This window comes from Anoxybacteroides voinovskiense (genome assembly GCF_014196205.1).
In the GTDB taxonomy this organism is placed as follows: Bacteria; Bacillota; Bacilli; order Bacillales; family Anoxybacillaceae; genus Anoxybacteroides; species Anoxybacteroides voinovskiense.
In genome coordinates, this window is sequence record NZ_JACIDE010000001.1 from 215,736 (window position 1) to 233,731 (window position 17,996).

The 17,996-nt window shown below is 45.3% G+C and carries 12 protein-coding genes; all 12 read right to left on the reverse strand.

The genetic code is table 11. The features are described from left to right. Positions 1 to 331: 331 nt before the first annotated feature. The 12 genes from GGR02_RS01035 to cysI all read right to left on the reverse strand — a co-directional run bounded on the left by GGR02_RS01035 (position 332) and on the right by cysI (position 17,989). On the reverse strand, positions 332 to 1,522 hold the full coding sequence (locus GGR02_RS01035) for an NAD(P)-dependent malic enzyme (protein ID WP_183182898.1): 1,191 nt from the start codon (positions 1,520 to 1,522) through the stop codon (positions 332 to 334). Positions 1,523 to 1,686: 164 nt separating this feature from the next. Further along, positions 1,687 to 3,867: a malate synthase G gene (locus tag GGR02_RS01040; protein WP_183182899.1), complete on the reverse strand. Its 2,181-nt coding sequence runs from the start codon at positions 3,865 to 3,867 to the stop codon at positions 1,687 to 1,689. Between the two features lie 105 nt (positions 3,868 to 3,972). After that, positions 3,973 to 5,406 (reverse strand): FAD-linked oxidase C-terminal domain-containing protein, encoded by a 1,434-nt coding sequence (locus GGR02_RS01045; RefSeq protein WP_183182900.1) that lies wholly within the window; start codon positions 5,404 to 5,406, stop codon positions 3,973 to 3,975. Next, the gene (locus GGR02_RS01050) at positions 5,403 to 6,737 is read right to left on the reverse strand and encodes a (Fe-S)-binding protein (protein ID WP_183182901.1); all 1,335 of its coding nucleotides are present in this window, start codon (positions 6,735 to 6,737) and stop codon (positions 5,403 to 5,405) included. Before GGR02_RS01050 ends, GGR02_RS01045 begins: the two co-directional genes overlap by 4 nt. A 1-nt stretch (position 6,738) precedes the next feature. After that, a complete protein-coding gene (locus tag GGR02_RS01055; protein WP_183182942.1) occupies positions 6,739 to 8,007 on the reverse strand; it encodes an FAD-binding oxidoreductase in 1,269 nt (422 codons plus the stop codon). Positions 8,008 to 8,394: 387 nt separating this feature from the next. Next, positions 8,395 to 10,110, reverse strand: coding sequence for a two-component system sensor histidine kinase NtrB (locus GGR02_RS01060; RefSeq protein ID WP_183182902.1), 1,716 nt, complete (start codon positions 10,108 to 10,110; stop codon positions 8,395 to 8,397). A gap of 142 nt (positions 10,111 to 10,252) precedes the next feature. Further along, on the reverse strand, positions 10,253 to 11,452 hold the full coding sequence (locus tag GGR02_RS01065; RefSeq protein ID WP_183182903.1) for an MFS transporter: 1,200 nt from the start codon (positions 11,450 to 11,452) through the stop codon (positions 10,253 to 10,255). A 164-nt stretch (positions 11,453 to 11,616) separates the two neighbouring features. Beyond that, positions 11,617 to 13,707 carry a GDYXXLXY domain-containing protein gene (locus GGR02_RS01070; protein ID WP_183182904.1) on the reverse strand — a complete coding sequence of 697 codons (2,091 nt, stop codon included), beginning with the start codon at positions 13,705 to 13,707 and terminating at the stop codon, positions 11,617 to 11,619. Positions 13,708 to 13,797: 90 nt separating this feature from the next. Continuing rightward, the gene (locus tag GGR02_RS01075; protein WP_229706045.1) at positions 13,798 to 14,475 is read right to left on the reverse strand and encodes a TetR/AcrR family transcriptional regulator; all 678 of its coding nucleotides are present in this window, start codon (positions 14,473 to 14,475) and stop codon (positions 13,798 to 13,800) included. 2 nt (positions 14,476 to 14,477) lie between these two features. Continuing rightward, positions 14,478 to 15,275: an ABC transporter permease subunit gene (locus tag GGR02_RS01080; RefSeq protein WP_183182906.1), complete on the reverse strand. Its 798-nt coding sequence runs from the start codon at positions 15,273 to 15,275 to the stop codon at positions 14,478 to 14,480. A gap of 12 nt (positions 15,276 to 15,287) precedes the next feature. Next, positions 15,288 to 16,160 (reverse strand): ABC transporter ATP-binding protein, encoded by an 873-nt coding sequence (locus GGR02_RS01085; RefSeq protein WP_183182907.1) that lies wholly within the window; start codon positions 16,158 to 16,160, stop codon positions 15,288 to 15,290. A gap of 113 nt (positions 16,161 to 16,273) precedes the next feature. Then, positions 16,274 to 17,989 (reverse strand): assimilatory sulfite reductase (NADPH) hemoprotein subunit, encoded by a 1,716-nt coding sequence (gene cysI / locus GGR02_RS01090; protein ID WP_183182908.1) that lies wholly within the window; start codon positions 17,987 to 17,989, stop codon positions 16,274 to 16,276. Between the last annotated feature and the right edge of the window lie 7 nt (positions 17,990 to 17,996).

Consider the following 17,996-nt stretch of genomic DNA (forward strand, 5'->3'; position numbering starts at 1 on the left):
CTTTTAAACAAGGAGAGAAATTGCGCTTTACGCAAGTTTCGCTTCCTCCTTTCTGTATGCGTATCAATCGGTGAAGAGATAACACAAGTTTTCAAGCCTTGGTCTGGTCAACACGAGGCATTCAGGCCCACGCTGCACCGCATCATGCCCTTTATTATAGCACATTACTTACCGGGCATTCGACTGTTTCCCTAGTTCATCCCCTTCAAAGAACGTCAGCGGGCAAAGACAACTTGCCCGCCAAACATTTGTTGTTCAAAAAAAAACATTGAGACATGCCAAGAACGGTAAAAAGTGAAAAGTTGTGCTAACTTAGTTTCCTTCCATTTCCCTACAACGCTTTCGCTACTCGCGCAACGCCCGTTTCCATCGCCGCGCGTGCTACCGCGTCTGCGACAGCTTCGACCACACGCCGGTCGAGCGGATGTGGGATGACATATTCGCTCGTCAATTCGTCTGGGGCAATTAAATTTGCAATGGCATATACCGCTGCCAATTTCATTTGTTCGTTAATTTCTGTCGCTCGTACCTTTAACGCCCCTTTAAAAATGCCTGGAAACGCAAGCACGTTATTGACTTGGTTTGGGAAATCAGATCGTCCGGTTCCAACCACCGCAGCGCCAGCCGCCTTCGCTGCCTCTGGCATAATTTCCGGAGTCGGATTAGCCATCGCAAATACAATCGCCCCTTCTTTCATCGACCGCACCATTTCTGGCGTCACTGCATGCGCAACTGACACGCCGATAAAGACATCCGCGTCTTTCATCACCTCATGCAGCGTCCCTTGCATCCCGCTTTTGTTCGTTATTTCTGCCACCGCTTCTTTCATGGCGTTCATTCCGTGCGGTCGCCCTTTAAAAATCGCACCTTTCGAGTCGCACATAACAATGTCGCCAGCCCCCATATAATGAAGCAGTTTCGTTACCGCAATGCCCGCTGCTCCTGCGCCGTTCACAACGATGCGGCAATCTTCTAGCCGTTTGTCCACCACTTTTAGCGCATTCAAAAGCCCTGCAGCGGTGACAATTGCCGTGCCGTGCTGGTCGTCATGAAATACGGGAATGTTCATTTCCTTTTTTAATTTTTCTTCAATAATAAAACAATTCGGTGCTGCAATATCTTCTAAATTAATCCCGCCGAACGTCGGCTCGAGCGCTTTGACGATTTGAACGATTTGTTCAGGGTCGCTCGTATTGACGCAAAGCGGCACAGCATCAATCCCTGCAAATGCTTTAAATAGCGCAGCTTTTCCTTCCATCACTGGCAGCGATGCTTCCGCGCCGATATTTCCTAATCCTAATACCGCCGACCCGTCCGACACAACGGCGACAAAATTCCCTTTCATCGTATAGTGGTAAATGCTCTCCGGATGTTCGCAAATCGCTTTGCACGGCTCTGCTACCCCCGGGGAATAAGCTAAACTTAAATCTCTTGCGTTTTCGAGCGGTACTTTGACATGAATGCTCAATTTTCCTTTCGCTTGGTGATGAAGCGCTAACGATTGTTCCCGAAGGTTTTGCATAGCCTGACCTAGTTACTGCTAACGATATGTAACTAGGGTTTACACCTCCTCTTTTTTCTTTTATTATATCTGAATATTCTGACATATCAAGTGTTAGGAAAGAAACCGTTTTGTTTGTTCGCAAAATGGGCATTCCGTTTATAGAATGCCCATTTTACGTGTCATTATTTCACCGCAGCGAATTTTGCTTTTGCTTCGAGGCGGCGACGATGCAAAATTGGTTCGGTGTAGCCGTTTGGTTGTTCATATCCTTTAAAGACTAGATCGCATGCCGCTTGGAACGCGACCGAGTTGTCATAATCTGGCGCCATCGGACGATACGCTGGGTCGCCAGCGTTTTGTTCGTCTACGACTTTTGCCATTCGCTTCAATGTTTCTAGCACTTGCTCTTTTGTGCAAATGCCGTGATGTAGCCAATTGGCGATATGCTGGCTAGAGATACGTAACGTTGCTCGGTCTTCCATTAAGCCGATATTGTTAATATCCGGAACTTTCGAGCAGCCAATGCCTTGGTCAATCCAACGAACGACATAGCCGAGAATGCCTTGCGCGTTATTATCAAGCTCTTGTTGGATTTCTTCCGGTGTCCATTGTGGGTTAGTAGCAACCGGAATTTGCAAAATATCGTCGCGGTAGTCTTTTTTCTCTTTTCGCAACTCTGCTTGCACGCTTGCAACGTCGATTTGGTGATAGTGAAGCGCATGCAACGTTGCGGCAGTTGGCGAAGGAACCCATGCGGTATTGGCGCCTGCTTTTAATTGCCCCCCCTTTTGTTTGAGCATCTCTGCCATCAAGTCTGGCATTGCCCACATTCCTTTTCCGATTTGCGCGCGACCTTGGAAACCAGTAGAAAGCCCTGTCGTGACATTCGATTTTTCATAGCCTTGTAGCCATGTCGAAAACTTCATCTCATTTTTCCGAATCATCGGGCCTGCTTCCATCGATGTATGAATTTCGTCGCCCGTCCGATCGAGGAAGCCGGTGTTAATGAATACGATTCGATCTTTTACTTGGTAGATACAGTTTTTCAAGTTAAGCGTCGTGCGCCGCTCTTCGTCCATTACCCCGATTTTAATCGTATTCCGTTGCAAGCCAATCATATCTTCGACGCGGTCAAATAGCTCGTTGGCAAACGCAACCTCTTCTGAACCGTGCATTTTCGGTTTGACGATATAAATCGAGCCTTTGCGCGAATTTGGATAACGACCGTTGCCAAGCAACGAATGTTTCATAATTAAGCTTGTTACGACCGCATCGAGTATTCCTTCATATACTTCTTCGCCGTTTTCATCCAAAATCGTATTGTTTGTCATTAAATGACCGACGTTGCGGACGAACATAAGCGAACGGCCTGGGAGCGTTACGTCTTCTCCCGTTGGCGATTTGTACGTACGGTCTGGATTTAATCCGCGCGTTAATGTTTTGTTTCCTTTTACAAACGTTGCGGTTAAGTCTCCTTTGACTAAGCCGAGCAAGTTACGATATACAAGCACTTTATCTTCCGCATCCACCGCAGCGACCGAATCTTCGCAATCCATAATCGTCGTAAGCGCCGCTTCTAAATAAATGTCTTTAATACCTGCCTCGTCTGTTTTCCCGATTGGGTGCGTACGGTCGATTTGGATTTCGATGTGAAGCCCGTTATTTTTTAATAAAATTGCCGATGGCTCTTCTGCGCTTCCTTGATAACCGACAAATTTTGTTTCGTCTTGCAACGTGGTCGGCTTGCCATCTCGAACAGTCACGACCAATTTTCCATCAATGACCGCATATTTCACTGCATCTTTATGAGAATAGCCGTTTAGCGGCACCGCTTCATCTAAAAACTCGCGCGCGTACGCGATGACTTTTGCTCCGCGGATTGGATTATACGCATTGCCGCGTTCCGCTCCGTCTTCTTCGCTAATAGCGTCCGTTCCATAAAGCGCATCATATAGGCTTCCCCAGCGGGCGTTCGCTGCATTAAGGGCATAGCGGGCGTTCGTTACTGGCACGACAAGCTGCGGACCAGCCTGGACGGCAATTTCGTCATCGACATTTTCCGTCGTGATGGTGAAATCGTCCACTTCTGGCTCTAAATAGCCGATGTCGGTTAAAAACGCTTTATATTCTTCAAGGTTCACGTTACCGCGATGCGTCCGATGCCAATCATTTAGCTTTTCTTGTAGTTCGTCGCGCCGCGCAAGCAACGCTTTATTTTTTGGCGTTAATTCTTTCACTAATGCTTCTAAATCTGCCCAAAATTTCTCGCGGTCGACCCCGCTATTTGGGATTACTTCTTTGTTCATAAACTCATAAAATAGCTCAGCGACTTGAAGATTTCCTACTTTTACGTACGTAGACATCCCTTTTCCCCTTCCTTTTGTTTGCTATTACGAAACAATGTTTCTTAATTATTTACCAAAATCATATCATGTGACGGGAGCCATTTCAATTATTTTCTGACGATTCTATGCCCTTTTTACTTCCACACAGCGCCCTGGTGTCGGGAATAGCTTTCCAGCGTTCAACAAGTTTTTTCGGTTAAACACGTCGCGAATATTCGTCTGGGCGGTTATTTCTTCGTCTGTGAAAATAAAGCGCATTTCTTCTTTTTTCTCGATGCCGACCCCGTGTTCTCCAGTAATCGAACCGCCAACTGCCGCACACGCCTGCAAGCATTCGCTTCCCGCTGCGAGCGCTTTTTCTGTTTCCCCCGGTTTTTCTGAATCAAACAATACGAGCGGATGTAAATTTCCGTCTCCAGCGTGGAAAATATTTGCGATTCGTAAACCGTATTTTTCGCTAATTTGTTGGATTTGCTGCAATACTTCCGGCAGTTTGCTGCGCGGAATGACCCCGTCTTGCACTAAATAGTCTGGAGAAATCGCTCCCATCGCTCCAAATCCAGTCTTTCGGTTCGCCCACCATTTCGCTCGCTCTTGCTCGTCTTGTGCCACTTTCACTTCCCGGACGTTTCGCGTACGGCAAATGTGCAAAATCTCCTCAATCTGTTCGTCAATCCCTGCCGAAATACCGTCTACTTCTATCAATAGCAATGCTTCAATATCGTTCGGATGGCCGACAGGAAACGCTGCCGCTTCGACCGCTTCAATCGCGGTTTGGTCCATCATTTCTAAAGCAGCGGGAACGATTCCTGCAGAAATGATGTCGGAAACGGTTTGGCTTGCATCGTTAACACGGTCAAAATAGGCAAGCACCGTTTGTTTTGCCTCGGGGCTTTTCAAAATGCGCACCGTAATTTTTGTCACGATTCCTAACGTTCCTTCAGAGCCCGTCAATAACCCAAGCAAATCATACCCCGGTGGGTCAAGGATGCCATTTTCGCCAATTTCAATCATTTCTCCGTTCGGAAGGACAACTTCTAGTCCTAAAATATGGTTTGTCGTCACTCCGTACTTTAAGCAATGGGCTCCTCCTGCATTTTCCGCCACGTTTCCACCGATCGTGCAACAATATTGACTTGAAGGGTCAGGCGCGTAATAATAGCCGCGATTAGCAACCGAGTTCGTGAGTTTTAAATTGACAAACCCTGGCTCCACGACCGCACGGCGGTTTTCTAAATCGACGCTAATTAAGCGTTTCATCCGCACTAAACTAATGACGACTTCTCCGTTTAGCGGAATCGCTCCCCCACTCAGCCCTGTGCCAGCACCACGGGCAAGAAATGGAAGGTCGTGTTCGTGGCAATATTTTACGACCGCTGCTACTTCTGCCGTATGTTTCGGAAACACGACCGCTTTTGGCAAATGACGATGCACGGTAAATCCGTCGCAATCGTAAGCAATTAAATCTTCTTTTCTATATAAAATCGCCTCTTCGCCAACGATCTGAGCGAGCGCCTGAATGTGCGGGTCATTCGTGTAAAGCGCCTTTTTTCTCATGTTCGCCATTCCTTTCCATTTTCTTTTTGATACGCCCAGTCTAGTAGTTGAACGGTGTGCACGATTTTTTCGTTTCGGCCATGTTTTAATACCCCGATCGCCATTTGCAACATACAGCCTGGGTTTCCCATCGAAATGATTTCTACTTCGTTCGGGATGTTTTCCATTTTACTTTGTAACACGGCTTGTGCCATTTCTGGATGGGTGATGTTGTAAATACCAGCGCTGCCACAACAGCGGTCGGCATTTGGCATTTCTACTAATTCTACTCCTGGGATGCTTGCTAAAATAGCGCGCGGCTCTTGGCGAATGCCTTGACCGTGTGCTAAGTGACAGGCATCGTGGTACGTGATGCGCATCGCTAACTCCGCTTTCGGACGTTCGTATCCTGTGTCGTAAAGGTATTTAGAGATATCTTCTACTTTTTCGGAAAATTGTGTTGCTTTTTCGTGCCAGACTGGATCGTCGCGGAATAATTCCGGATATTCTTTTAGCATACAGCCACAACCGGCCGCGTTGACCACTACACGCTCCACGTCTTGAAACGCCTCAATGTTTTGTTTCGCAAGCATTTTTCCTGTTTCTTTATCTCCCGCATGCACATGTAACGCCCCGCAGCACGTTTGTGTCGGTGGGATGACAACGTCGTTGCCGTTATAAGTTAACACACGAATCGTTGCTTCGTTGATGTCACTAAACATTACATCCATAACGCAACCAGTAAGCAAAGCAACCGTACGTTTCGTTTCTCCTTTTGCTTTAACGAGCGAATGCTTATATTTTTTGCGAACAGGTTCACCGACCGCTGGCAACACCGCTTCCATTTCCGCCAAATGGTCTGGAAACAAGCGAAGCAGTCCTGTTTGGCGCACGAGTTTTTGCAGTCCGCTTTTTTGGTAGAGTTTGAGTAACCTTCCTAGCGCTTGCAAGCGTGACGGATGCGGGAAAATTCCTTGCAAGAACAATTTGCTGATGAACGCTTTCGTGCCGGTCAACGGAATGGCTTGGCGAATTTGCCAGCGCACTTCTTCGATTAGCCCGCCAACATCGACGTCCGCAGGGCAAGCGGTCGTGCATGCGCGGCAATCAAGACAGGCAAAAATCGGATCAATAAAATCTTCAGTAATCTCCAATTTTCCTTCCGCTACCGCTTTCATCAAGTGCACCCGCCCGCGCGGCGAATGTTGTTCTTGTCCCGTCTGTTCATACGTCGGACACGATTCTAAGCACATCCCGCAATGTACGCAATCCGCCCATTTATTTGGGTCCGGTAAATCGCCCCAACGATAGTTTCCTAGTGTTTTTGCTTGGTTTTGTCCAGTACTGTTCATCCTAAATCCCCCCTACAAACCGTTGGTCGTTGAACATGCGCTGTGGATCGATTTTCGCTTTAATTCCTTCAAGCAAAAAGAAGTAGGATGGTTTTCCGCCCCAAACGTCAATCGTTTGACGGAAAGAAAGCGGCAAATGGGTAACGACGGCATATCCTTTCCGCTGTTTCGCAATGGCTTGCAATTGTTCAATTGATGAAACGACAGACTCCGCCGCACCTTTTATATACACTCGACATAATCCGTGCCCTAACCCTCCGTGTGCGCGGATGTCGACATTGAATGCTTGCAATAATTCGCTTTCCCGAAGCACAGAAATGACGTCTAAATTGACGACCCCGATTTTCACTGCTGCTTCGACTGCTCTGTCCGTTGGTGGCATCGCCCCGTTTGGCGAAATTTCATAAAACGTTTGCCAAAATTTTTGCGCCTCTTGTGGCGGGAGAATGGTCATCGTTGTATGCGGCGGCTGCATGCGTTGAACAAACGCTTCTTGGTAATGGACAGCGCTTTTGACATCTTCGAAGCCGATCACTAACGTATACACGCGCTTTCCAGTAAGTTGTTCTGCCAGTGATGGATTGAGCAATTCCAGGCAAACAGGCTCCATCATCGAGTCGAGAAATTGAACAGCAAACGAGCGGATCGTGTCGGTATCTCCTGTTGGAAAAGCAAGTAAGACAAGGCTTTCATATTTTGGGAGGGGGCGAAGTTTAACGGTTACTTCGGATAAAATGCCGAGCGTCCCCATGGAGCCGATAAACAGTTTGTTCATATCGTAGCCTGCCACATTTTTGACAACTTTGCCACCGGTGCGAATGACCGTTCCATCTGGATAAATGAGGCGCAAGCCAATGACGCTATCCCTTGCCGCACCGTACCCAAGCCGCTTTGGACCACTATCGTTTGCCGCAATGACCCCACCAATGGTAGCAGATAGCGGTAAAAAAGGATCTAACGCTATTTTTTGCCGGTATTCTGCTAAGTAGTCTTGCAGCTGTTGAAAATTCGTTCCCGCTTTGACGGTGATTACCATATCAGCGACAGCATGTTCGACAATGCCGCGATAATTGGCAAGCGACAACAAAAGATCGGTGCGTTCTACTAAGCCTCCAAAGCCTCGCTTCGTTCCACCGCCAATAATGGCGAGCTTTTTTTTCTTTTCACGTGCATAGGTTACAACGTTTCTAATTTCGTCTTCGGTTTGCGGAAACAATGCTACAGCGCCGCCATTTCCAAGCGGATGCGCCTCTTGTTCCTCCTTATGCATATGCGGAAATAGCGCATTTAACTCTTCGACTACTTGTGCCGTATGCAACGTACACCCCTCCTTTTGTTTCGTAATAGGAAACGTTGTTTCTTATTTTGGAGAAAAAAATATACTCTCAATACCAACTACTATCTTCTTTATGTATTATTAAAGCACCAATCGGTTTGTTTTTCAATGAATTTTTAGAATTTATAAAATAGTCTAACGAACATAAATTTTGCCAAACGGCCTATTGGGAAGTCAACGAAAAAATGGTAAAAATAAATGAAAAAACCGTTTCATCTGATCTACCATTGCCTCAAAACAGGCATCTCTTCCGAACAAAAAGAACAATTGCCTGTGCAACTAATCGAACGAATGTCTGGGTAAATAAAAAAACGGCAAGCTTCAATGGTTGCCGTTTTTTATCGGAAGGGTCAGTAAAAACGTCGTTCCTTGTTCAGAGCTTTTATATAGTTCAATCGTTCCGCCGTGGTTTTCGATAATGCGTTTGACAATCGTCAATCCTAGTCCTGTTCCCGATTCTTTTGTCGTCATAAACGGGTCAAAAAGCGTCGGCTGTATTTCTTTCGGAATGCCGCTTCCGGAATCTTCGATGTAAATTTCGTACCGGTCCTGTTGGACGCGCGAATAGATGGAAATGGTGCCGCTTCCTTTCATCGCTTCTATACTGTTGCGCAGCAAATTATACAACACTTGTGTCATTTGCTTCGGATCCACTAATAGCGGGACGCGATCTAACCGGATGTGCCATTGCAATTGCTGCGACGTTTGTTGAAATAATGGCAACAATTCCCGCACCATTTCTTCCATATACGCTTCTGTTACCATCGGGACGCCAGGTTTAGCCGTTAACAGCATTTCTTCAATAATTCCGTTAATGCGATCGAGCTCTTTTAAAAGGAGCGGAATTTGATATTTTTCCTTTTCCTGTTCGGGTATCGTTTCTTTCATAAATGTTAAAAAGCCGCGAATAACGGTAAGCGGATTGCGAATTTCATGCGCCGCACGTGCGGACAGTTCGCCAAGCAACGCTAATTTTTCCGCTTGGTGCATTCGTTTCGTGAGTTCTTCGCTTTCAGTAATGTCGATAAAATAAAAAATTCGTCCAATGACTTGACGATATTGGTTCGTTAATTCTGTTTGCGAAACTAACAACGTATGCCGCTCATCGTCGGCTTGATAAGGCACTTTTACGTTATGCAACATTTCTTTTGCAAAAAGCAACTCCCAAAACGGTACATTCGTTTGCGGTTTCTCTGCACTCATTGCTAGCGCCTTAATTTTCGTTTCATCTAGCTGCAACAGCTGCATGGCAGAAGCGTTGACCGAAACATCTCGCTTCGTTTCATCGACTGTAATAATCCCAACCGGCAATGAATTGACGATTTGCTCAATATACGCTTTATCTTTTGACACTTCTTCGTACAGCGACAAATATTTTTGAAAAACAAACGATAACAAAACCGTGATAAACGTAAACAACACTAAGCCAAACAGCGGATACGAAACGAGCATCATCGCTAAAATAAACGAAGAAGCTAGTGTGATGACATAATTGGACAGCGCTTCTTTAATAACCCCTTTAATAACGGAAAATAGACTTTCGGATGAAACAACTAAAAAATACCCTCCGATAATTGCTATATTCACACAAAAATAAGTCACGAGCGCCAATAAATAAGCAAACATGCTATGTAAGCGAAGCGGACCGACCTCTCCACCGAAAAAAAGAAACACTTCATATGCCCCGCAAATCATTAGCACATACATTGCAAAATTAAACGTGTGCTTTAGCCAAGACATTTTATAACGATAGAAAGCTGACAAAACACTACCTACCAACAAAATTAGCAATGTAGTACGTACACCAAACACAAAGATTAATGCTAAGTAAACAGAAGAGTCCATGGAAAGACTATTTCCTTTAGGCGGAAGACGAATGATATAATAATTTAAAAGGAAAACAGTAACTGTGCATACTACAAATCTACCCCATCCCTCCCCGCGCGGCATGTGTGAAAACGGGTCGAACATAAAAAACACGCCAACACCAACGAGAGAAACGAGCGCTAAATATAGCGTTGCTTGTTTTTGTTTCATCAAAGCTGGTCACTCATTTCTATACGTGCATTCACTAATTATAAGTCATATTTTATCATATACCGCCAGCACGTTTCATCCATTTTTCTATATAAACAAGTTCGTGGGCAAGCGAAAAAAGCCGGAAACCCGGCTTTTCTCATTACACTCGTTCGTCTTTCGGCAACCAAAATGTTAAAACGCCAAGAAGCGGGAGAAAACTGCACATTGTCATAAGCGTTTTTAATGTATAGACGTCGGCGATTTTTCCAAGTACTACCGCCCCAAGCGCTCCCATGCCAAACGCAAGCCCGACAATTAAGCCAGACGCCATGCCGACATTGCCAGGAAGCAGTTCTTGGGCATACACAACAAATGTCGCAAAACTAGAAGATAAAACAAACCCAGCGATAAAAACAATCGGCAAAACGAGCCAAAGCGGAAGATATGGAAGCATAAGTGCAAACGGTGCCGTACCAAGCGTCGATGCAATCATTAAATTTCGTCTGCCAAATCGGTCCGCCAACGGACCGCCAAAAAATGTGCCAATCGCTCCAGCAATCATAAACACAAATAAATATAATTGCGCTTCTCGAATCGAAATGCCGTAATATTTGATTAAATAAAACTGATAATAATTAGAAATTCCAGCATAATACCATGAGCGGGCAAAGACTAAAAAAACTAAGAGCACTAACGCAAAAATAACCCGTCTCCGCCCTGCTTTGTCCATTGTCGCGATGCTTTTTTGTTTTTGAGCGCGAGTAGCTTCTAATTTTCCTGCATACCATTTCGACACCCAAAATAGCACCATCATTCCAACGAGCGCAACAAGTGCAAAGCCGCTCGCTCCTTTTTGCCCAAATGGCACGAAAATAAGCGCCGTAAACAGCGGTGCTAGCGCGTTTCCTGTATTACCGCCAACTTGATAAATCGACTGAGCAAGCCCTCGCTTTTCCCCTGCCGCAAAATAAACGACGCGCGACCCTTCCGGATGAAACACCGCAGAACCTAAGCCGATAAAAAGAACGGCTAATAAAACAAAGAAAAAGTGCGGCGCAAACGCTAACCCAATCATCCCTAGTAAACTAGCAGCCATGCCGAGCGGCAAAAAGTATGGCGAAGGGTGACGGTCGGAAAATAAGCCGACAGCCGGCTGCAACACCGACGATGTCATATTAAGCACAAAAGCAATCCAACCGATTTGCGTATACGATAGCTTCATCGTTGATTCTAAAATCGGAAAAAGCGCAGGGACGACGGCTTGCATTGCATCGTTTAACAAATGGCCGACGCTAATCGCAATTAAAATCGGATACACCGTCGTGCGAATAGGCGCGGCCTGTTCGACATTTACTTGCATTGTTTTCCTCTCCCTACAAAGTGAATGGAATATTTACATTATAATCCTTTTTGCAAATGTTGCAATTTTTTTGCTCGTAAAATCCTTCTTTGACGCAATAAAAAACCGCCCGTTACGAGGACGGTTTTTTCTAAAGTTCGAGCGTTCAACATCGCTTATGCTAGTTACCGATCGCTTACCTTTTCTAAAATGGCATCACCGGTTCGGCTGACGCGAACGTAGGCAAAGCGGGCACGGCGCTGCACGTCTCCTCCTGTTTTTTCTGGGACAAAATACGACTCAATTCCGTAAATGACCGTATCCCCATTGAGTTTGCCGTTCATTAATACATCGCCGGTTTGATAGGCATCCGCGTGATACAACTTCCTGTTAAGCGAATAAATATCGACGAAACGATAAACCCCTGCTTCGTCTTTTCGCAAAATGACTTGAATCGTCCCGCGGGCGTTCACGTTTTTCACTGTTGAAATTTCATAACCAAGCCGCACATAGTCCCCTTGCAATAACGAACGCGGATCGATCGGCACTAACTCGAGCTTCACAAGCTTTCCGTGCGTTAAGAGCTGTTCTTTCGAAAACGCCATATATCCGATTACTGCTACTTGCAACGCAATGATTACGATAAGCAGCCCTTTTTTCCGAAAAATACTTTTTTCCGTAAAAACAAGCTGTTTTCGTTTTTCGAAAAGCGCGGTAACGATAAGCAATGCAATGCCTGCAAGCGAGAACGTCAGCGATTTATGCAACAAATCCCACGCGTATTCGTAATATTTCCAAACGAAAAAGAGCCACCAATAGCCCCAAGCGACGGCGCGTTCATATGGAGCTTTTTGAAAAAAGAGAAAGCCGAACAGAGTTGCGACAAACAATAGGTGAAACAATACGTCCCATCGATCGACGATATCCGTAGTCATCAACACGAACGCACCGAAACTAAGTGAAAGGAAAACGATTCGTTCGTACTTACTTTTACTAAATGTGTACAATACGCCATTCAAAAGCAAAACAGCAAGCAGCATGAAGCGAAAATCGTCCGTCCAGTGAGATACAATGGTTGCGCCATAAACGGACAGGGCGACCGCGGTCATGATGCGCACTCCTATTGTCGAACGGAAAAACAATCCGGCTAAAGCGACACTATAGCCCACTAAAAACCAAACGGAAACGCCAGAAGCGCTAAACGCCCCAAGCATATAGCCAACGGCTAATAACGTATACCGCACGACTTTGTTTCCGTTGCGCCAAACGAGCGCTGGTACGACAAACCCGCCAATCGCTAACGAAAACAATACATACGGGGAAAAATCGTTCGTCCATAAGGCGATAAGCCCCATCACACTTGAAACGACAAGCGACGAGGTGACAGCGGTTACGAGCGCTTGAAACAAGGCGATGAACACTTTTCCTTTCTCGTCCGAAGCAGAAGTCGTGTTAGACGAAGAAGAACGCTTCATTGTCCGCCTTACTAAAAGTGCTCCCATATAAATAATGGCAGCCGCTAACAACAGTCCTGAAAAAAACACCCATTCTTGAAAATACTGTTCAACGAACCGGAAATATTGCGTGATGAAAAACGCGCCGGCAAAAACGCCTGTAAGTAGCACATACGACCGCCGTTTGAGAAAATAAAAGAGAGCGAGAAATAAAAGCGCATATACATACGGCCAAAATCGGAACTTCTCCTCCGTAATTCCGATCACAAACAAGACAAATAGCCAGCTATGCATTGCGACATAGGCAGCATACGCCATGGTCGAGCGGCTGATAACCAAAATGGCCGCATTACTCACGGCAAACAAAAGAAGAAGCACAAACGATTCCCATTCACTTCGTTCGATTTGGTAAGAAGACGGAAAATAATAAAACCAAAACGTAAGCTGCAACAATAACATGCTCAACAATCGAAGAGGGGGATAGCGCGTGATGAAGGCAAGGAAGAAACTTGGAATAAGCCAAATGAGAAAAAGCCAGAAACTGTCGGCATGAGAATTGTAAATTTGCCCAATAAGTGCAACCGAAATGCCAAACGCAATCGCCCCGCACACAAACAGCCAGTGGCTTAAAAACCGATGGCGCTTCACTGTATAGGCGACGATTGCGCCTCCACCGTAAAACAATCCCATCATCCCGATGCTTAACGCCACCTTCGTCAACCGGTCAAACCCTTGCCAGTTGGCCGCAAAAAAATAAATAATCGCTGCCACAAGTAGAGAGACCCCCAGCAAATACCCTGTCTTCACCACACGCTCGGCCATCTTTCCGCCTCCTTTTGGTATACCGTTTCCATTAGTATACTACAACTTTTTAGAAAAAGGTAGGAAAACAAAAGGAACGAACCGACTCGTTCATTCCTTTTCATCTACCGTTTTATAAATCCCATATTGAATAATGCGGAAATAGTCGTCAAGTTCTTTTAAAATACTGTCGGAATGGTGGAGGAAGTCAAATGGTTTCATTTGGTATTGTTTTTGGTATTTTTGCGACACGTGGTCGACAATTGCCATCGTCATTTGAATGACCGTATCGACCGATACGTCATCGCGCAATTTCTCTGTCGGAATTAATTGTTTTAAAAAGATATGTTCAAGCATAAACGCTTCTTCGTACGTTTCGTAATGTTGCTTTAACAGTTCTTCCATTTCTTTTTTGACAGCCGCTGGAGGCGTCAACATTGCCGCGACAGCAAGCTTCGCTTCGTACGGATATTGAGCAAGCACTCGCTGTTTTGCGAGCGCGATTTCTTTCACTCGAGCAAAAAAATCGGTCGACGAAATACGTTGCAACGCTTCCATCACTTTTTCCGACAATAAGTTTTTCGCGTACGTGACGACATAAAGATATAAGTTTTTTTTGCTTTTAAAGTAATGAAATAAAATCCCTTTCGAAATGCCGGCACGGCTTGTAATGACGTCCGTTGACGCTCTGTCGTATCCGTGCTGCACAAATTCTTCGATGGCGACGCGAATAATCAGCTTCTTTTTTTCTTCCGGCTGCTTTTCAAACGATGAATACAATGGCGACACCTCTAAACAACAATATCTTTCTTTTTATATACCACATATGACATCACAACGCTAAACAAAATCACTGCGGCCATAATAAAAACGTATAGCGGCTCTAGTTGCTTGTTGTTAATAATCGGCGCTGCGTCCACGTACTTAAATGGAGTGAAATATTTCAGAAACTCTAAGTCTTCGGAAATACCTGCCATGACATGGAGAAAATAAGCAACTAATACAAGTCCAAGCGAAATGGATAAGGTATTTCGTGTTTTTCGCATCATCGTCGATAATAAAAATGCCACCGCCCCAAACGTTACATGCAATAAAATCGTCGCAGTAGTCAACAGTACAAATGTTTTGATCGAAACTTCATATCCTTTCGCAATGTGAAACCCAAAGAAGCTAGCAAGAACCGCCGCTGCATTTAACGCAAAAATATTGACCACGACAACCAACCATTTTTCCGTAATAATCCGACTTCTTGTCAAAGGTTTCGATAATAAAAATTCAATGGTTTTTTCACTCTCTTCTTTCGCAACAATGTTCGCTCCTAAAATCGCTGCATAAATACTGCCTAATAGCGTCGTCATCATATAAACGCGAACCCCATAATACCCCATTAAATCCCCAATATTTAATTGGTCCATACCAAATGCCTTCACCATCGATTTTGGCAACGATTCAATCAATTTCGTCATTTCTTTTTGCTGCTCGGCAAATTGAGGAAATACACTTAATGTTAATAACACCAGACCACCGAGCACTGCAATCCAAACAAGTAATGATTTCATATTCCGCTTCCATTCGCGCATGAAAATCATCGGTTTCCCTCCTCACTTTTCATAGTAATGCAAAAAGATATCTTCTAACGTCGGTTCGCTAATGACGACGTCTTTCAGCGGCAAGCGGTCTAGCTGATGAATAAGCTGCTTTACATCCCCCTTATAAAGCAACGTTATTTCGTTCCCTTTTACTTCTTTTTTCACGACACCGTCTAAATGAACGTCTGGCTGCGTCCCTTGTTCTAACACGACCGTTACATATTTCAAATTCTTTTTCGTTAAATGTTCGACCGTTTCAACTTGCACAAGCTTCCCTTCTTTAATAATCGCGACGCGGTCGCAAAGCTTTTGCACTTCGGAAAGAATGTGAGAAGAGAAAAAGATCGTCGCTCCTTTTTTTCGTTCCTCGAAAAGAAGTTCAAAAAACGTATTTTGCATGAGCGGGTCAAGCCCGTTCGTCGGTTCGTCTAAAATGAGCAGTTTCGGTTCGTGCAAAAGCGCCTGCACAATTCCGACCTTTTTCCGATTTCCAAATGAAAGGTCCTCAATTTTTTTATGCAAGTCTAAATCTAACCGCTCCGCTAACGTTTTTATGCGCTGTTCGTTTGCTTTGTAAAAACGAGCCGAATACGTGAGCAAATCAATAACTTTCATATCGTCGTAATAATGAATTTCCGACGGTAAATAGCCGACGTGCTGCCGAATTTCTTTGGCGTCTTTCACGATATCTTTCCCGAAAATCGTCGCACTCCCGCTCGTCGGATAAATAAAGTTTAACAGCGTGCGAATGGTCGTGCTTTTCCCTGCACCGTTCGGACCAATAAACCCAAAAATTTCGCCTTCTTCAATTGAAAACGTAATGTCCTCAATCCCGCGATTTTTTTTGTACATTTTCGTTAGCTGGCGAATATCGACAACGTTCATATCCTCGCCCCCTCAAGCATTTTTGACTCATTAGTCAATTCTAGTATATGGAATTTTGACTCATAAGTCAATTATAAATGGCAAAAAAAGAGAGTCGTCATTCAACGACTCTCTTACTCATGAAAATTCGTTCCGTCCGTTACTTCTTTCACGATGCCAGCGCGGATGACGAAGTCGCCAAAATGCTCGCCATCGAGCCGTTCTTTCGCATAGCGAGAAAGAAGGACGCGAAGTTCCGCTAAAATTTCTTCTTCTCCGATATTTTCCCGATACAATTTGCCAAGGCGGCTGCCGTCAAACGCCGCTCCGAGGTACATATTATATTTGCCGACGGATTTGCCGATAAACGCGATTTCCGCTAAGACATGTCGGGCACAGCCGTTCGGACAGCCTGTCATACGAATCGTAATTTCTTCGTCACGAAGCCCGTTTTCCTCCACAATTTCTTCGATCTTATCAAGCAGTTTTGGCAAATACCGCTCCGCTTCCGCCATCGCTAATCCGCATGTCGGCAACGCAACACAGGCAAGCGAATTGCGGCGGAGCGCGCTATAACGTTTTCCGTCTGTCAAGCCGTACTGTTTAATAAGCGCATCGATTTCGGCTTTTTGCTCGCTTGGTACGTTCGCAATGACTAAGTTTTGATTGGCAGTTAGACGGAAATCGCCTTTATGCACTTTGGCAATTTCTCTTAACCCTGTCATTAACGGATAACCATCCGTATCTTTCACCCTGCCGCCTTCAACAAACAACGTAAAGTGCCACGTTCCGTTCACCCCTTCGACCCAGCCGTAGCGGTCGCCGTTATGTTCGAAATGGTAAGGGCGCGCTTCTTCTAACTCCCAGCCAAGCCGGCGCTCTAATTCTGCCTTGATGGCTTCAAGCCCTAGCCGGTCAATCGTATATTTAAAGCGGGCATGTTTCCGCACCGAACGATTGCCGTAATCGCGCTGAATCGTGACAACTTTTTCTGCGACATCAATCACTTGTTCTGGCTTACAAAAACCGATCACTTTCGCTAGCTGCGGATACGTCGTACGGTCGCCGTGCGTCATTCCCATTCCGCCGCCGATCGCTACATTAAAACCAACGAGTTTTCCGTGTTCGACAATCGCGATAAACCCAAGATCTTGTGAAAACACATCGACATCGTTTGACGGTGGAACGGCGATACCGATTTTAAATTTTCTCGGCAAGTAAAGCGGGCCGTAAATCGGTTCTTCCTCCACTTCCGGAGTGCCGGCCACTTTTTCTTCATCCAACCAAATTTCGTAATACGCTCTCGTGCGCGGCAATAAATGGTCGCTTAACATTTTCGCCCATTCGTATACTTCCGCATGTACTTCTGACTGGTACGGATTCGGGTTGCACATGACGTTTCGGTTGACGTCGCCACATGCGGCTAACGTCGTAAACAGTGCATCGTTAATGGCTTGCAGCGTTTTTTTCATGTTCCATTTTAATACGCCATGAAACTGGAATGCTTGCCGTGTCGTGAGCTTCAGCGTTCCGTTCGCGTATGTCCGCGCCAATTCGTCCATTGCGAGCCACTGTTCTGGTGTCGCTACACCACCAGGAGTACGGACGCGAATCATAAATTGATACGCTGGCTCTAACTTTTGTTTTTGCCGCTCTGCTCTTAAATCGCGGTCATCTTGCAAATAGCTGCCATGAAATTTCATTAACCGGTTGTCATCTTCTGGAATACCGGCGGTAATTCGGTCTTCCATCGTTTCTTTCAATGTGCCGCGCAAATAGTTGCTTTCTTGCTTAATGCGCTCGACGTCGCTTGGCGGTCCATCTGGTGCTTTCAATACAACTTTTTCCATGTTTATC

Bases quoted from the DNA above. Each gene is read 5' to 3' on its own strand.
- GGR02_RS01045 (WP_183182900.1), bottom strand. From the start codon at position 5,406: ATGAGAAAAAAGGCGCTTTACACGAATGACCCGCACATTCAGGCGCTC.
- GGR02_RS01060 (WP_183182902.1), bottom strand. From the start codon at position 10,110: ATGAAACAAAAACAAGCAACGCTATATTTAGCGCTCGTTTCTCTCGTT.
- GGR02_RS01065 (WP_183182903.1), bottom strand. From the start codon at position 11,452: ATGCAAGTAAATGTCGAACAGGCCGCGCCTATTCGCACGACGGTGTAT.
- GGR02_RS01080 (WP_183182906.1), bottom strand. From the start codon at position 15,275: ATGATTTTCATGCGCGAATGGAAGCGGAATATGAAATCATTACTTGTT.
- GGR02_RS01035 (WP_183182898.1), bottom strand. From the start codon at position 1,522: ATGCAAAACCTTCGGGAACAATCGTTAGCGCTTCATCACCAAGCGAAA.
- cysI (WP_183182908.1), bottom strand. From the start codon at position 17,989: ATGGAAAAAGTTGTATTGAAAGCACCAGATGGACCGCCAAGCGACGTC.
- GGR02_RS01070 (WP_183182904.1), bottom strand. From the start codon at position 13,707: ATGGCCGAGCGTGTGGTGAAGACAGGGTATTTGCTGGGGGTCTCTCTA.
- GGR02_RS01085 (WP_183182907.1), bottom strand. From the start codon at position 16,160: ATGAACGTTGTCGATATTCGCCAGCTAACGAAAATGTACAAAAAAAAT.
- GGR02_RS01050 (WP_183182901.1), bottom strand. From the start codon at position 6,737: ATGAACAGTACTGGACAAAACCAAGCAAAAACACTAGGAAACTATCGT.
- GGR02_RS01055 (WP_183182942.1), bottom strand. From the start codon at position 8,007: ATGCATAAGGAGGAACAAGAGGCGCATCCGCTTGGAAATGGCGGCGCT.
- GGR02_RS01040 (WP_183182899.1), bottom strand. From the start codon at position 3,867: ATGTCTACGTACGTAAAAGTAGGAAATCTTCAAGTCGCTGAGCTATTT.